Annotated in this window: 12 protein-coding genes; 9 read left to right on the top strand and 3 right to left on the bottom strand. The window is 71.5% G+C overall.

Translation table 11 applies throughout. From position 1 onward, the window contains the following. Positions 1-267 precede the first annotated feature (267 nt). The 9 genes from DEJ14_RS14075 to DEJ14_RS14035 all read left to right on the top strand — a co-directional run bounded on the left by DEJ14_RS14075 (position 268) and on the right by DEJ14_RS14035 (position 12,149). On the top strand, positions 268-1,962 hold the full coding sequence (locus DEJ14_RS14075; RefSeq protein ID WP_111084462.1) for a xylulokinase: 1,695 nt from the start codon (positions 268-270) through the stop codon (positions 1,960-1,962). Continuing rightward, positions 1,959-2,669: an L-ribulose-5-phosphate 4-epimerase gene (locus tag DEJ14_RS14070; protein WP_111084461.1), complete on the top strand. Its 711-nt coding sequence runs from the start codon at positions 1,959-1,961 to the stop codon at positions 2,667-2,669. Before DEJ14_RS14075 ends, DEJ14_RS14070 begins: the two co-directional genes overlap by 4 nt. Next, on the top strand, positions 2,666-4,255 hold the full coding sequence (gene araA, locus DEJ14_RS14065) for an L-arabinose isomerase (protein ID WP_258373192.1): 1,590 nt from the start codon (positions 2,666-2,668) through the stop codon (positions 4,253-4,255). Before DEJ14_RS14070 ends, araA begins: the two co-directional genes overlap by 4 nt. A 17-nt stretch (positions 4,256-4,272) precedes the next feature. Further along, entirely contained in the window at positions 4,273-5,547 is a 1,275-nt protein-coding gene (locus DEJ14_RS14060; protein ID WP_111084460.1) for a D-arabinono-1,4-lactone oxidase, read from the top strand. Between the two features lie 112 nt (positions 5,548-5,659). Next, positions 5,660-6,601 (top strand): cation-transporting ATPase, encoded by a 942-nt coding sequence (locus DEJ14_RS14055; RefSeq protein ID WP_181437436.1) that lies wholly within the window; start codon positions 5,660-5,662, stop codon positions 6,599-6,601. Between the two features lie 217 nt (positions 6,602-6,818). After that, positions 6,819-8,486, top strand: coding sequence for an ABC transporter substrate-binding protein (locus DEJ14_RS14050; RefSeq protein ID WP_111084459.1), 1,668 nt, complete (start codon positions 6,819-6,821; stop codon positions 8,484-8,486). After that, positions 8,483-10,222, top strand: a complete 1,740-nt coding sequence (locus DEJ14_RS14045) for a dipeptide ABC transporter ATP-binding protein (RefSeq protein ID WP_111084458.1) — start codon at positions 8,483-8,485, stop codon at positions 10,220-10,222. The genes DEJ14_RS14050 and DEJ14_RS14045 overlap by 4 nt, the downstream gene beginning before the upstream one ends. Continuing rightward, a complete protein-coding gene (locus DEJ14_RS14040) occupies positions 10,219-11,154 on the top strand; it encodes an ABC transporter permease (RefSeq protein ID WP_111084457.1) in 936 nt (311 codons plus the stop codon). Before DEJ14_RS14045 ends, DEJ14_RS14040 begins: the two co-directional genes overlap by 4 nt. Next, the gene (locus DEJ14_RS14035; RefSeq protein ID WP_111084456.1) at positions 11,151-12,149 is read left to right on the top strand and encodes an ABC transporter permease; all 999 of its coding nucleotides are present in this window, start codon (positions 11,151-11,153) and stop codon (positions 12,147-12,149) included. The genes DEJ14_RS14040 and DEJ14_RS14035 overlap by 4 nt, the downstream gene beginning before the upstream one ends. Positions 12,150-12,297: 148 nt before the next feature. On the opposite strand, the gene DEJ14_RS14030 is transcribed toward DEJ14_RS14035, so the two are convergent. The 3 genes from DEJ14_RS14030 to DEJ14_RS14020 are packed head-to-tail and all read right to left on the bottom strand — an operon-like array spanning position 12,298 to position 15,589. Then, the gene (locus DEJ14_RS14030; protein WP_111084455.1) at positions 12,298-12,765 is read right to left on the bottom strand and encodes a DUF2087 domain-containing protein; all 468 of its coding nucleotides are present in this window, start codon (positions 12,763-12,765) and stop codon (positions 12,298-12,300) included. After that, positions 12,765-14,084, bottom strand: coding sequence for a GNAT family N-acetyltransferase (locus DEJ14_RS14025; RefSeq protein ID WP_146249696.1), 1,320 nt, complete (start codon positions 14,082-14,084; stop codon positions 12,765-12,767). The genes DEJ14_RS14030 and DEJ14_RS14025 overlap by 1 nt, the downstream gene beginning before the upstream one ends. A gap of 29 nt (positions 14,085-14,113) precedes the next feature. After that, positions 14,114-15,589, bottom strand: coding sequence for a cryptochrome/photolyase family protein (locus DEJ14_RS14020; RefSeq protein ID WP_111084453.1), 1,476 nt, complete (start codon positions 15,587-15,589; stop codon positions 14,114-14,116). Between the last annotated feature and the right edge of the window lie 29 nt (positions 15,590-15,618).

Below are 15,618 nucleotides of genomic sequence, written 5' to 3'. Positions count from 1 at the left end.
TCGGAATCTGGGTGAGGGGAGCGAGCCGTTCGTGGAACCGGGGCTCTGCGCGGGCGGCGTGTTGTGGAACCTCGGGGGACGTGAGCGGGGTGTCGTGGTCGGCCTCGAGGTCAGCCGCGCGGGCGAGGGCGAGCGGGCGAGGGTGGCGGCGCCGAGGGATCGGGCCGCGGGGCCGAGCGGGGCGGCGCGCCCGGACGTTGCGAGAGTGAGCGCTCACGTGCCAGGATGTGAGCGCTCACGGAGGACGACGGAGTTCTGGAGGAACGCATGGGCGACGACCCCACCCAGCAGGTCGCGAACGGCCGAACGACACTCGGGATCGAGCTCGGCTCCACCCGCATCAAGGCATGCCTGGTGGACGAGGACCTCGTGCCCATCGCCGCCGGCTCCCACGAGTGGGAGAACGAGTTCGTCGACGGCCGCTGGACCTACTCGCTCGACGCCGTCGAGACCGGCCTCCGGGCCGCGTACGCCGCGCTCGTCGCCGACGTCGAAGCGCAGTTCGGCGTGCGTCCGACCACCTTCCGCGCGGTCGGCGTGAGCGCGATGATGCACGGCTACCTGGCGTTCGACGCAGCAGGCGACCTGCTCGTGCCGTTCCGGACCTGGCGGAACACCTCGACCGGACCCGCAGCCGAACGGCTCAGCGAGGCGCTCTCGTTCAACATCCCGCTCCGCTGGTCGATCGCACACCTGTACCAGGCGGTCCTCGACGAGGAGCCGCACGTAGCCGAGGTCGCGGGCATCACGACGCTCGCGGGCTACGTGCACCGACGACTCACCGGACGGAACGTGCTCGGTGTCGGGGACGCCTCCGGCGTGTTCCCGATCGAGGGCGGCCCCGTCGACAGCGGCCCCGGCGAACCCGGCTCCCGCGACTGGGACGGGCACATGCTCGCCACGACGCAGGGCCTGCTCGGCGAGCACGTCCCCGACCTCCGCGCCGTCCTGCCCGAGGTGCTCGTCGCGGGCGAGGAAGCCGGAGCCCTCACCCCCGAGGGCGCTGCGTGGCTCGACCCCACCGGCACACTCGAACCCGGCGCGCCGCTCTGCCCGCCCGAGGGTGACGCCGGTACCGGCATGGTCGCGACGAACGCCGTCGCACCACGGACCGGCAACGTCAGCGTCGGCACGAGCATCTTCGCGATGGTGGTCCTCGAGCACCCGCTCAGCACGCCGCACGAGGAGCTCGACGTCGTGACCACCCCGGCGGGCGACGCCGTCGCGATGGTGCACTGCAACAACGGGGCGAGCGAGATCGCGAGCTGGGCGAAGGTCTTCGGACGGTTCGCCGAAGCGGCCGGGCAGCCCCTCGACGTCGACACCGTCTACGCGACACTGCTCACCGAATCGATCGCGGACAGCACCGACCCCGACGCCGGCGGCCTGCTCTCGTTCAACTACCTGGCCGGTGAACCCGTCACCCACGTCGAGGACGGCCGGCCCCTGCTGCTCCGCACTCCCGACGCCCGTTTCACCCTGGGCAACCTGGTCCGCTCCGAGGTGCACGGCGCGTTCGCCACCCTGGCGATCGGCATGGACGTGCTGCACGGCGAGCAGGTGCAGGTCGACCGGATGACCGCGCACGGGGGGCTCTTCCGCACGCCCGGTGCCCCACAGCGACTGCTCGCCGCCGCACTGCGGGTGCCGATCGCCCTCGAGGAGACCGCCGGCGAGGGCGGGGCCTGGGGCATCGCCGTCCTGGCCGCCTACCTCGAGCACACCGACCAGCAGCTCGCCGACTTCCTGTCGGACACCGTGTTCGGCGGGGACGCCGTGCACGTGGCCGAGCCCGAGCCGGCCGACGTCGACGGCTTCCAGACCTACCTGGGCCGCTACCGGGCCGCACTGCCCGTGCAGGACGTGGCGGCGGCGGCGACCCGCCCCAGCGTGACCACGCGGCCGACCGAGCAGACCGACGGCGCCGACCCGCGCCTCCAGACAGAGGAAGTGACCCGATGACGGACGCGATCGACGAGACCACGCGCCAGGCGGTGGCGGCGACCCGCGAACGCGTCGCCCGCCTGCACGGCGAACTCGTCCGCTACGGCCTGGTGATCTGGACCGGCGGCAACGTCTCCGAGCGCGTCCCCGGCACCGACCTGTTCGTCATCAAGCCGAGCGGGGTGTCGAGCGACGACCTGACCCCCGAGAACCAGGTCGTCTGCACCCTCGACGGCGAGCCGGCCGACGGCTGGGAGAACAGCCACGGGCCGAGCTCCGACACCGCCGCGCACGCCCACGTGTACCGGAACATGCCCGAGGTCGGCGGTGTCGTGCACACCCACTCGACGTACGCGACGGCGTGGGCCGCACGAGCGGAACCCATCCCGTGCGTGATCACCGCGATGGCGGACGAGTTCGGTGGGCCGATCCCGCTCGGGCCGTTCGCGATCATCGGCGACGACTCCATCGGCCACGGCATCGTCGAGACGCTGACCGGCCACCGATCCCGCGCGGTCCTCATGCAGAACCACGGCGTCTTCACCATCGGCAAGGACGCGAAGGACGCCGTCAAGGCCGCCGTGATGTGCGAGGACGTCGCCCGGACGGTGCACATCGCGAAGCAGGGCGGGGACGTGGTCCCGATCGCCGAAGCAGACATCGATCGACTCTTCGATCGCTACCAGAACGTCTACGGACAGAACCCCGAAGGAGCCATGCGATGACGCAGGACACCCCGACGCACGACACCACGACGCAGGACACCACGACGCCGGACACCACGACGCCGGACACCACCGTCGACCCCCAGGCCACGCTCGACGGCTACGAGGTCTGGTTCCTCACCGGCTCCCAGGGGCTGTACGGCGAGGAGACGCTGCGCCAGGTCGAGGAGCAGAGCAAGGCCGTGCACGCCGAGCTGGCCGGCGCCCTGCCGGTCAAGCTCGTCTGGAAGCCGGTCCTGAAGGACGCCGACGGCATCCGGCGCGCCCTGATCGAGGCCAGCGCCGACGACAAGGTCATCGGCGTCACCACCTGGATGCACACCTTCAGCCCCGCGAAGATGTGGATCGGTGGCCTGCAGGCGCTGACGAAGCCGCTGCTGCACCTGCACACGCAGGCGAACGTCACCCTGCCGTGGGCGGACATCGACTTCGACTTCATGAACCTCAACCAGGCCGCGCACGGCGACCGTGAGTTCGGCTACGCCCTCGCGCGCCTCGGCGTCCGGCACGCGACCGCCGTCGGCCACGTCTCGGACCCCCGCGTCCAGCAGCGGGTGTCGAACTGGACCCGTGCCGCAGCCGGTGCCGCAGCCGTCCGCGAGCTCAAGCTCACCCGCTTCGGCGACAACATGCGCTACGTCGCCGTCACCGAGGGCGACAAGACCGAGGCCGAGATCGAGCTCGGCGTGCAGGTGAACACCTGGGCCGTGAACGAGCTGGCCGCAGCGGTGTCAGCGGCGTCGGACCACGAGATCGACGCGCTCGTGGCGACGTACGAGCGCGACTACGACGTGGACCCGTCACTCCGCAGCGCCGGCGGCGAACGACACGCAGCGCTCCGCGACGGCGCCGCGATCGAGATCGGCCTCCGCACCCTGCTCGCGCAGAACGGGTCCGCCGCCTTCACCACCAACTTCGAGGACCTCGGCTCGCTCAAGCAGCTGCCCGGCCTCGCGGTCCAGCGCCTGATGGCGGACGGCTACGGCTTCGGCGCCGAGGGCGACTGGAAGACGGCCGTCCTGGTCCGCGCGATGAACGTCGCCGGCGCCGGACTGCCCGGTGGCGCGAGCCTGATGGAGGACTACACCTACGACCTCACCCCGGGTGCCGAGAAGATCCTCGGTGCCCACATGCTCGAGGTCTCCCCGACGCTCACCACCACGAAGCCGACGCTGGAGATCCACCCGCTCGGCATCGGCGGCAAGGACGACCCGGTGCGCCTGGTCTTCACCGCCGACTCCGGCGAGGCCGTGGTGGTCGCGCTCTCCGACACCCGCGACGGCTTCCGGCTCACCGCGAACGTCGTCGACGTGGTGCCGCCGACCGAGGCCCTGCCGAAGCTCCCCGTCGGCCGTGCCGTCTGGGAGCCGCGTCCGTCGTTCCCCGTCGCCGCCGAGGCCTGGCTCACCGCGGGCGCCGCCCACCACACCGTGATGACGACGGCCGTCAGTCTGCAGGTCGTCGAGGACCTCGCGACCATGGTCGGCACCGAGTTCCTGGTCATCGACGAGCACACCACCGCCCGCGGCTTCCGCGACGAGCTGCGTCTCCAGCAGACGTGGCACCGTCTCGACCGCGGCTTCTGAGGAGTCAGGACCCCACGATGAGCGACGTGATCGCGACCGAGCGCACCCGGACGAACTGGGCGGGCAACGTCACCTACCGCGCCTCGGCGCTGGCGCACCCGACATCGACGGACGAGCTCCAGCGGCTCGTCGCGTCGACGCCGCGCCTGACGGCGCTCGGCTCGCGACACTCGTTCAACACCATCGCCGACACCGACGCCGTGCAGGTGTCGCTGCAGGACCTGCCGCCGGTGCTCGACATCGACACGTCGCGTCGGGTGGTCCGCGTCGCCGCCGGCATGACACACAGTCAGGTCGCGGCCGGTCTGGAGGCCCGTGGCTGGGCACTCGGGAACCTCGCGTCCCTGCCGCACATCTCCACGGCCGGGGCCGTCGCCACGGGCACGCACGGCTCCGGCGTCCGCAACCCGTCGCTCGCGCAGGCGGTGGTCGGGCTCGACATCGTGCGCGCTTCCGGGGCACTCGAACACGTCGATGCGTCCTCGCCGGACGGTGCCCTCGACGCCCACCGGGTGGCCATCGGTGCGCTCGGGGTCGTCACCACGGTGGAGCTCGCGATCGAGCCGACGTTCCAGGTCGCCACGACGGTGCACCTCGACCTGCCGTGGGACGCGGTGTCCGCCCACTTCGACCAGGTCATGTCCGACGCCTACTCGGTGTCGATGTTCACCTCGTTCGACGACCGCGGTGCCCGGCAGGTCTGGGTGAAGCACCGCGTGGACGAGCCCGCGCCCACCGTCGACCTCGTCGCCCTCGGCGCGCGGCCCGCCACCGGCCCCGTGCACCCGGGGGAGAACGACCCCGCCGGCGTCACCGAGCAGGGCGGCGTCCCCGGGCCGTGGGCCGAGCGGCTCCCGCACTTCCGGTCCACGTTCACCCCGTCGACGGGCGCCGAGATCCAGGCCGAGTACCTGATCCCCGCGGCCTCGGCGGTGTCCGCGCTCGAGGCGCTCCGTCCGCTCGAGTCGGTGTTCGCGCCGATCCTCATCGCCGCCGAGGTCCGCACGATCGCGCCCGACACCGCCTGGCTCGCGCCGTCGTCCGGTCGGCAGTCGGTCGGCATCCACTTCACGTTCCGCCGGGACGCCGCAGCGGTGGCGGCCGCGGTGTCGCGGATCGAGGAAGCGCTCGCACCCGTCGATCCGCGGCCGCACTGGGGCAAGGTGTCCGGCGTGAGCGTCGAGCGCCTGCACGAGGCGTACCCGCGGCTGTCGGACTTCGCCGCGGTCGCGCGCGACGTCGACCCCACGGGCCGATTCCGCAACGCGTACCTGGCGCGCGTCCTGTCCTGACGGGGCGTGCCGCTCGCTTCGTGTGCAGCTCACAGCGGTTTCCCGCCGGATGTGCGGGCGACCCGCCGGTTCGTCGCTGGGAGCGCACATGTGCATCCACAAAGGTCGGGGGATGGCGAACTTCAACCGCATCCTCGGCATGGCCTCGAAGGTCATCGACAAGCAGCTCCAGAAGCGTGGGCAGGGGGACGGTGCGCCCGGCAACGGAGCGCAGCGCGGTGGCGGGACCGACTGGCGTGACGTCGTCCGCGGTGCAGCGGACCGGCTGACGGGCGACGACCGGAGCCAGCAGCAGCAGCGGCCGCAGCAGCAGTACGGACAGCCGCAGCAGTACGGGCAGGCACCCCAGCAGCAGTACGGACAGCCGCAGCAGTACGGACAGCAGCAGTACGGGCAGGCACCCCAGCCGCAGTACGGCCAGCCGCAGCAGCACGGCCCGGCCGACTCCGACAAGGTCGCACTCGCGAAGTACGACTACCTGCTCCGCACCTCGTCGCCGGACCAGCTCGAGCAGGTCCACCACGACGCCTTCGCCCGCCTCACTCCGGCGCAGCGGCAGCAGGTGCGCAACCGCCTGAACTCCGAACTCCCGCCGCACGAGCACCTGCGCGACGACTCGGCGGGCGGCATGGCCCGCGCGATGACCCGCGGTGAGATGTCGCGTCCGGGTCTGATCCGCCGCGTCCTCGGCGGCTCGAGCCACGGCAACGGCCGCGGGCGTGGTGGTGCCTTCGCCGGCGGTGCTGCGGTCGGCGCCGGCGCGATGGCGCTCGGCGGCATCGGTGTCGCGGTCGCCGGGGGAGCGGTGCTGAGCGCCGCCGCCGGGCCCGTGCTCGCCGAGGCCGCGAACCTCGGCGTCGACTTCGAGGGCATCGCCTCGGGCATCGGCGACCTCGGACTTGCCGACCTCGGCGCGGATCTGGGCGGTGGCTTCGAGGGGATCGCGGGCGAGGGCGAGCAGCTCCTCGGCGGCCTCGGCGAGCAGGCGTCGGGCCTCGGCGAGCAGGCATCGAACCTGGGCAACGACTTCCTCGGGGGCCTGTTCGACCGCTGACCCACGCCCCTCGGGTGGACTCGGTGCAGATCCATCGGGAATAGACGGACGTCGCACGGCACTTGGATTGTTTCGTCGTGCGACGTCGGTCGCACGCGGGATTCGGACGGGCGACCGCCGCGGTGTCAGGATGGACGCCGCCCGGCGACCCGGTCCGTGCAACCACAGCGGCTGCAGCACGGTCGCCACCACCCTTGCCACGAGGAGCACCACCGTCATGAGACGCCCGAACCGCCTGACGATCACCGCGGCCGTCGCCGCAGCAGCAGCCCTGGTCCTGACCGGCTGCTCGGGTGGCAGTTCCTCGGACGACGCGACGAGCGGCACGGCCAAGGGCGGCACGCTCAACATCCTGACGCCGCAGACCTCGTTCCACCTCGACCCGGCGACGAGCCAGAGCCTGGGCATCACGTCCCTCGGTCTCGTCGCACGGCGTCTGACCACGTGGGACGTCGAGCCGGGCAAGACCGCGAAGGTCGTCCCGGACCTGGCGACGGACACCGGGAAGTCCAGCGACGGCGGCAAGACGTGGACCTACACGCTCAAGGACGGGCTCGAGTTCCAGGACGGAACGCCCATCACCACGAAGGACATCAAGTGGGGGATCGAGCGCTCGTTCGCCCCCACGCTCTCCGGCGGCCTGAGCTACCACAAGTCGCTCCTGGTCGGCGGTGACAGCTACAAGGGCCCGTTCGACGGCAAGTCCCTCGACAGCATCGAGACCCCGGACGACAAGACCATCGTCTTCAAGTTGAACGACGCCTACGGCGACTGGCCGTGGCTCGCCTCGATGCCCGCGTTCACGCCGGTCCCCGAGGGCGACGGCAAGGACACCGGCGCCTACGACCTGAAGCCGGTCGCGTCCGGCCCCTACCAGGTGCAGTCGAACACGCAGGGCACGCAGGTCACCCTCGTGCGCAACAAGGCCTGGAGCGCCAAGACCGACGAGGTCCGCACCGCCGGTCCCTCGAAGATCGTGTTCAAGGAGAGCCAGGACGCCTCCACGATCACGCAGACGCTCATCGCCGACAACGGCGACGCGAAGGACTCCTTCGGCGCCATCTACCTCGGCGCGGCCGAGCTGAACCAGGTGCGCAGCAACCCCGCAGCGCAGGACCGCCTCGCCACGTCCAAGGCCGGTCCGATCTCGTACATGGCGATCAACACCCAGAAGGGCGCGCTGAAGGACCTCAAGGTCCGCCAGGCGCTCCAGTACGCCGTCGACAAGAAGTCGTTCCGGATCGCGGCCGGTGGCGCGATCGCCGGGTCGTACGCGTCGACGCTGATCACCCCGGGCATCGCCGGGCGCGAAGACTACGACCTGTACAAGACGGGCGCCACGGGCGACGTCGACAAGGCGAAGTCGCTGCTGAAGGACGCCGGTGTCAGCAACCTCAAGCTCACCCTGGTGACGCAGAACGACCCGACCTACCTCGCACAGGCGCAGGCGCTGCAGTCCGGCCTGAAGCGTGCCGGCATCACGGTGACGCTGAAGCCGCTCGACTACGACTCCTTCACCCAGGCCACCACGAACGGGACGGACTTCGACCTGTCGCTCTCGAGCTGGCAGCCGGACTTCCCGAGCGCGAACGCCAACCTGCAGCCGCTGTACGACTCGTCGCAGATCGGTGGCGGCGGCTACAACGTGTCGAAGTACAGCAACCCCGAGGTCGACGCGCTGATCAAGAAGGCCAGCGCGACGGTTGACCAGCAGGACGCTCAGGAGCTCTGGGCCGAGGCCGACCAGAAGATCATGGCCGACTCCCCGTCGGTGCCGCTGATCTACGCGAAGCAGTCGTTCCTCGCCGGCTCGAACGTGCAGAACTTCCAGATCGCGGACTTCCCGGCGTACCCGAACTACCTCAAGGTCTCGCTCGCGAAGTGAGTTCGCCGCTGCTCGAGGTCGAGGGGCTCCGCGTCGCGTTCGGCGACGCGGAGCCCGTCGTCCGTGACGTCTCCTTCACCCTGACCCCCGGTCGTGTGCTCGCCCTCGTGGGGGAGTCCGGCTCCGGCAAGTCCGTCAGCGCCATGAGCGTGCTCGGCCTGCTCCCGCCCGAGGCGCGGGTCTCCGGCAGTGTCCGGTTCCGCGGCGAGGAGCTCGTCGGCGCCTCCGACGACACGCTCCGTGCCGTCCGCGGCGCCGGCATCGGCGTCGTCTTCCAGGAACCGATGAACTCGTTCACGCCGGTGCTGTCCATCGGCACGCAGGTCGCCGAGGCGATCCGGGCGCACCCGACGGACCTCGACCGTGCGGCAGTGTCCGCGCGCATCGACGAGCTGCTGCGTGCCGCCGGCCTCACCGACCCCGAGCGGATCCGCAAGGCCTACCCGCACGAACTGTCCGGCGGACAGCTGCAGCGCGCGATGATCGCGATGGCCCTGGCCGGGGACCCGGTCGCGCTGATCGCCGACGAGCCGACGACCGCGCTGGACGTCACGGTGCAGGCCGGGATCCTCGACCTGCTCCGCCGACTCGGCCGCGAGCGCTCCTTGGCCGTCCTGCTCATCACGCACGACATGGGTGTGGTGGCGGACGTCGCGGACGAGCTCCTGGTGATGCGCCGCGGCGACCCGGTCGAGCACGGGACGGTCGCCGAGGTCTTCGCGCACCCGTCCGCCGACTACACGCGCGAGCTCCTCGCCGCCGTCCCCAGCCTGGGCCCACCCGCGTCCGCCACGCCGGCTGCGGACCCCGAGACTCGGCCCGGACGACAGGACGCGGCCCCCGGGACCCGAACCGTGTCGTCAGACGCGAGTCTCGGACCGGTGGAAGCGAGTCTCGGGGAGGCGAGTCGCGCCTCCCGTCCGCTCGTCGCGCGCCTGCGCGACGTCGCCGTGCGGTACTCGCGCCGCGGCGGACCGACCGTCTCGGGCATCGAACTGGACCTGCGCGCCGGCGAGACCGTCGGCCTGGTCGGGGAGTCCGGGTCGGGCAAGTCGACCATCGGACGCGCCCTGGCGGGACTGGTGCCCGTCGTCGCCGGCTCGGTCGAGGTCGACGGCAGCGACCTGCGGACCGCCAGGGGCCGACGGCTCCGCGAGCTCCGCAGCCGCGTCGGCATCGTCTTCCAGGACCCCGCATCGTCGCTCAACCCGCGGCAGACCATCGGCTGGAGCATCGCCGAGCCGCTGCTCGTGCACGGGACGGCCTCGGCTGCCGACCGTGCGGAACGGGTCCGTGAACTGCTGACCGCCGTGCAGCTCGACCCCTCGTGGGCCGAGCGGTTCCCGCACCAGCTCTCCGGCGGGCAGCGCCAGCGGGTCGCCGTCGCGCGGGCGTTGGCGCTCCGTCCGGCGCTCGTCATCGCCGACGAGCCCACCTCGGCACTCGACGTGACCGTGCAGGCGGCCGTGCTCGACCTGCTCGCACAGCTGCAGGACGAGTTCGGGTTCGGCATGCTCCTCATCAGCCACGACCTCGCCGTCGTCCGGCAGCTCGCCGACGAGGTCGTCGTCCTGCACGACGGTCGCGTGGTCGAGCGGGGCACCACAGACGCCGTGCTCGACGACCCGCAGCAGGACTACACACGCATGCTGCTCGCAGCGGCGCCAGTCGCCGATCCCGTGCGACAGGCGGCCCGCCGTGCAGCCTGGCGCGCCTGGGAAGGAGTGGCCTCGTGACCGCCAACGTCGTCGAGCGCCCCGTGGCCTCGTCCGGTCGCACCACCGGCTTCCGCGCCGTGGTGCGCCGCATCCGGCAGGACCGCTGGGCCGTGACCTCGGCCGTCGTCATCGTCGTGTTCCTCGTGGTCGCCGTCGCGGCGCCGCTCATCGCCGCCGTCACCGGGCAGGACCCCTACGGGTACGACATCGACGCGCTCAACTCGTTCGGGGCGCCGAAGGGCTTCGGCGGGGGGATCAGCGCCGAGCACTGGTTCGGCGTCGAGCCGCTGACGGGTCGCGACCTGTTCGCGATCGTGACCTACGGTGCCCGGACGTCGCTCGGCATCGGGCTCGCGGCGACCTTCCTGTCGATCGTCATCGGGGTGCTCGTCGGCGTCACCACCGGCTTCTTCGGCGGCTGGTACGACCGCGTGCTCTCCCGCGTGGTCGACGTGATCTTCGGCTTCCCGTCGCTGGTCTTCATGATCGCCCTGACCGCGATCGTGCCGACGTCGTTCCCGAAGCCCGTCCTGGTCGTGCTCGTCATCGGCTTCTTCGGCTGGCCGTCCGTCGCCCGCGTGGTCCGCGGCCAGACACTGTCACTCGTCAGCCGGAACTACGTCGTCGCCTCCACCGCGATGGGCGCCGGCCGGTGGCACGTCATCCGCACCCAGCTGCTGCCGAACCTGGCGGCGACGATCACCGTCTACGCGACGATCTCGATCCCGTCGATGATCGGCGCCGAAGCCGCGCTGTCGTTCCTGGCCGTCGGCGTGACCCCGCCGACGCCGTCGTGGGGCCGCAGCATCGGCGACGCCGTCGGCTGGGTGCAGACCGATCCCATGTACCTCGTGTTCCCCGGAGCGGCCCTGTTCCTCATCACCCTCGCGTTCAACGTGCTCGGTGATGCCCTGCGTGACGCCCTCGACCCGAGAGGAGCACGCCGATGAGCACGTTCCGCTTCATCGCGATCCGCGTCCTCGGTGCAGCCGTCGTGCTGCTCGTCGTCGCCGCGATCACCTACGCACTGTTCATGCTGCTGCCGACGAACCCCGCGCGGGCGATCTGCGACAAGCCCTGCACGCCGGACCGGCTGCGCGAGGTGCAGGCGTTCCTGGGCACCGACAAGCCGTGGATCGCCCAGTTCGGCGCCTACCTGGCGGGGATCTTCACCGGCCGCACGTTCGGCAGCGGCGCGTCCGTGATCACCTGCGCTGCACCGTGCTTCGGGTACTCGTTCCAGCTGCACGAGAGCGTCACCGACCTGATCCTGTCCCGCCTGCCCGTCACCGCGTCGATCGCCGTCGGTGCCGCCGTGCTCTGGCTCGTCGCCGGGGTGTTCGGCGGAGCGGTCTCGGCGCTCCGTCGCGGCACGTTCGTCGACCGGGCCGTGATGACCGTCGCGGTCGCCGGGGTCTCGTCGCCGGCGTACCTGATCGGGCTGCTCGGCATCCTGCTGTTCGGGTTCGTGCTCGGCATCCTGCCGACGAGCGGGTACGTCGCGTTCACCGACGACCCGGTCGGCTGGTTCACCCACCTGATCCTGCCGTGGTGCGTGCTCGCGTTCATCAGCGCCGCGATCTACGCCCGCCTCACCCGTGGCGAGATGCTCGAGTCGATGTCGCAGGACTTCGTGCGGACCGCTCGGGCCAAGGGCCTGCGCGAGCGACAGGTCGTCGTGCGGCACGGACTGCGCACCGCGATCCTGCCGGTGGTGACGCTGTTCGGGCTCGACCTCGGGTCGCTGCTCGGCGGTGCGGTCATCACCGAGAAGGTGTTCTCGATGCAGGGCCTCGGCGCGCTGCTCATCGATGCCGTGCACACGCTCGACCTGCAGGTCGTCGTCGGCTTCACGCTGTTCTCGGCGCTGTTGATCGTCACCGCGAACGTGATCGTCGACGTGGTCTACGCGTTCGTCGACCCGCGGGTGCGGCGCCGCGCGTAGGGCCGCGGCGCGCTCCGCTCGTGTGGTGCGAGGTTCCGTGCTCGGTGCGAGCCTGCACGCATCCCACGGAGTGCAGAACCTCGCACCAGAGCGCTCGCCCCTCGCACGGTGCGACGTTGTGCACCCCGCGCGGAACGACCCAGCAGCTTCAGGCCGGGCGGGCGGACGCCATCCGGTAGGCCGAGCCGTCGTCGGTGCGCGTCAGGACGCCGAGGTCCACGGCATCCCGGCGCACGACGGAGACATCGGCCGCGAACATGCCGACGGCCGCGTTCAGGACGGCCTCCGGCACGGCTCGGTCCGGTCCGAGTCGCTCGAACACGAGCTCCACGATCCGGACGGACAGCGCATGTCGTTCGACGTCCTTCACCGGCATCCGCTCGATCCGGTCGAACTCGAGCACCGCGGCTGGCGACTGCAGTCGCTGGAGCTCGCGTGCCGTCCGGCCGAGCACTGATGCGTCGGGGCCGTCGTCGGTGACCCAGTCGAACGAGCCGACCGCCGCCCGGGTGCGGTCGTCGGCCGGGGCTCCGCCGAACACCGCCGCTCGCAGGGTGGGGGACGCCAGGACGGAGACGACCTGACGTGCGCGCCCCACCACGCGGGCGACGTCCATCAGAAGTAGGTGATGCCGTGCGGGGTCCGCGGGGGCAGGAGCATCGCGCGCAGCAGCTCGACCGACGCGGGGTCCGCAGCGCGGACCAGGCCGGCGGCCGCCAGGGTGACGGGCGAGACCGACCCGATGAGCAGCGCACCGAGCTCTGCCACGTCGAGCTGGATGTCGGAACCGGCCACGTCGGCGTCGTCGGCGATGCGCGTGACGCTGCCACGGGCCTCCTGGACGTCCAGCCGGTACGTGCCGGTCGTGTGGCCGAGCGCATCGGTGACCGCGATCGTCAGCGAGCCGTCGACGGCGAACGGCCGCGACTCGAGCACCGCGGCCACGTCGAGGACGCGCAGCCAGACGTGGTCCTCTTCGTGGTCGACGTCGTAGGCACGGTTGTCGCCGAGGGCCGCGACGATCGGGTCGTCGAGCCGCGAGCGGTTGTACTTCACGACGTCGTTCAGGTCGATCGACAGCAGGAACTCCCACAGCGCCGTGTACGCCTGGTCGTTCGCGTAGACCAGGTCGACGATCTCGAGTGCGGTGTCGGAACCCCGGTCCTCCTTGACACGCCAGGTGACGTAGCCGTCGACCTCGTCGGAGCCGTCGGCACGGTGCACCGCCGCACGGACGTCCTTCGCCTTCTGGCCGTCGTTGCCGAGCAGCCCGAAGACGATCGGCCAGGTGCCGGCGTTGCGGACCATCGAGCCGGGCGTGCGGGTGTGGAAGCGCTCGAAGACCGCCTTGCCGGGACCGTCGGCGAGCCACTGCGGCGTGACGACGGACACCGAGCCCGACGTCGGGGCGAGGAGGGGGAGTGCGCGTTCGCGACGCACGCGCACCGCGCGCTCGCGGATCGCGCTGCCGAAGCCGAAGCGGCGGTAGATCGTGCCCTCGGACGCTGTCAGGGACGCCACGGCGTAGCCCTCGGCGACACCGCGCTCGAGCGCGTGCGTCATCATGCGGCGCAGGATGCCGCGGCGACGCTCGGTGGGCCGGACCGTGACCGCGGAGATGGCCTGCGTGTCGACGGACGACCCGTCGCCCCAGCTCAGCGCCTTGCGGAACCACGTGAAGGTCCCGGCGGGCCAGGTCTCGTCGACGGAGCCGGGGAAGGGCTTCTGGACGTAGACGCCCAGGAAGGTCTCCTCGTCGGCGATGAAGTGGGACGCCATGCGCGCTGCACCCTCGGCGTCCGGATCGGCTTCGTGGAAGCCGAGGCCGACGGCCTGCATCCACGCAGCCGTCTCGGCGTTCGGTGCCCCCTCGTCATCCGTCCCGGGCGCGAACTCGCGCAGCTCGTAGCGGTCGTCGAATGCCTCGTTGCTCACGCTCACGACCCTATCGGGACCGGGTGACGTCACGGCGTGGTGCGACGGGCCTCCTGCGCGACGATCTCGTCGAGGTCCGTCAGCGACCGCATCTGCTGCAACGGACGGGCCATCCGGTGGTTGTCGCGGAGTGCCGGTTCGACGCGCGACAGGAACGCCCAGTACCCGGCGGTGAACGGGCACGCGTCGTCGCCGACCCGCTTCGTCGGGTCGAACCGGCAGCCCCCGCAGTGGTCCGACATCCGGTCGATGTAGCGACCGCCCGACGTGTACGGCTTGGTGGCGACCATCCCGCCGTCGGCGTGCTGGGACATGCCGATGATGTTCGCGGGCATCACCCAGTCGGTGCCGTCGACGAACACGTCGGTGAACCACTCGGTCAGGAGCACCGGGTCGTAACCCCGCTGCAGTGCCCAGTTGCCGAGCACCATGAGGCGCTGGATGTGGTGCAGCCAGCCGTGGTCGTGCAGGCCCTCGATCGCGGTCCGCACGCAGACGGCCTCGACCTCGGACGCGTCGAGGTCCTGCCACCAGCCGGGCAGCCGTCCGTGCGCGCCGAGGGCGTTCTCCGATGCGCCGTAGTCGTCGCCGAACCACCAGTAGAGGTGCCAGACGTATTCGCGCCAGCCAGCGACCTGGCGGACGAAGCCCTCGACGCTGGCGAGCGGTGCGGCCTCGCTGCGGTGCGCTTCGAGGGCGGCGTCGATCGCCTGACGTGGATCGAGCACCCCGAGGTTCATCGGCACGCTGAGGAGCGAGTGCGCCATCGTCCAGTCGTTCGTCAACGTGGCGTCCTCGAACGGCCCGAAGTCGCCCAGGCGCACCGCGACGAAGTCGTCGAGCGCACGCTGGGCCTCGTCCGCCGTCACCGCGAAGCGACGGGTGTCGTCGCGGCCGACGAACCGGGCGGTGCCGTCCCGCTCCCACCGGTCCAGGTCGTGCCGGACCTGCTCGTCGATGTCGTCCTCGTCGGGCCACCACGGCTCGGGCAGCCCGAGGGTCGTCGCACCCTTCGGTGGCGGCTCGCGGTTCTGGTCGTCGAGGCTGAACTTCCCGCCGATCGGCTTGCCATGGCGCAGCAACCAGCCCTCGCGGCGCCGGACACGCTCGTAGTGGTCCTCCATGCGGAACCGGCCAGTGCCCTGCGCCGCCCACTCCGCGAACTCGTCCTCGTCGGTCACGAACCCGCGGCTCGGCAGGATCACGGTGCCCCGGCCCCAGTGCCGGACCTGCGCGCGGAGGGTACGGGACGGCGGATCGATCGCCTCGAGGTCGTCGCGGCCCGTCAGCGCGTCGCGGAGGGTGTCGACCTGGACGTGCTCGGCACGGTCACCGAGTTCGTGGACGCGGTGGCGCAGGGCGCTCAGCCAGAGGTGGGCCTTCGCCCGGTGGACGGGGCGGGCGGTGAAGAACTCGCGTGCCTCGACGACCAGGGCCGGGCCGCCGTCGTCGAACACAGGACCGTACTGGCCGGGCAGGACCAGGCGACGACGTTCGGTGGGCATGGGTGGACCGTACCCAAGGGGCGGGGTGG

This window comes from Curtobacterium sp. MCJR17_020 (assembly GCF_003234365.2).
GTDB lineage: Bacteria > Actinomycetota > Actinomycetes > Actinomycetales > Microbacteriaceae > Curtobacterium.
This window is presented reverse-complemented; position numbering and strand designations above follow the sequence as displayed.

Bases quoted from the DNA above. Each gene is read 5' to 3' on its own strand.
- DEJ14_RS14050 (WP_111084459.1), top strand. From the start codon at position 6,819: ATGAGACGCCCGAACCGCCTGACGATCACCGCGGCCGTCGCCGCAGCA.
- DEJ14_RS14070 (WP_111084461.1), top strand. From the start codon at position 1,959: ATGACGGACGCGATCGACGAGACCACGCGCCAGGCGGTGGCGGCGACC.
- DEJ14_RS14055 (WP_181437436.1), top strand. From the start codon at position 5,660: ATGGCGAACTTCAACCGCATCCTCGGCATGGCCTCGAAGGTCATCGAC.
- DEJ14_RS14035 (WP_111084456.1), top strand. From the start codon at position 11,151: ATGAGCACGTTCCGCTTCATCGCGATCCGCGTCCTCGGTGCAGCCGTC.
- DEJ14_RS14030 (WP_111084455.1), bottom strand. From the start codon at position 12,765: ATGGACGTCGCCCGCGTGGTGGGGCGCGCACGTCAGGTCGTCTCCGTC.
- DEJ14_RS14020 (WP_111084453.1), bottom strand. From the start codon at position 15,589: ATGCCCACCGAACGTCGTCGCCTGGTCCTGCCCGGCCAGTACGGTCCT.
- araA (WP_258373192.1), top strand. From the start codon at position 2,666: ATGACGCAGGACACCCCGACGCACGACACCACGACGCAGGACACCACG.
- DEJ14_RS14075 (WP_111084462.1), top strand. From the start codon at position 268: ATGGGCGACGACCCCACCCAGCAGGTCGCGAACGGCCGAACGACACTC.
- DEJ14_RS14060 (WP_111084460.1), top strand. From the start codon at position 4,273: ATGAGCGACGTGATCGCGACCGAGCGCACCCGGACGAACTGGGCGGGC.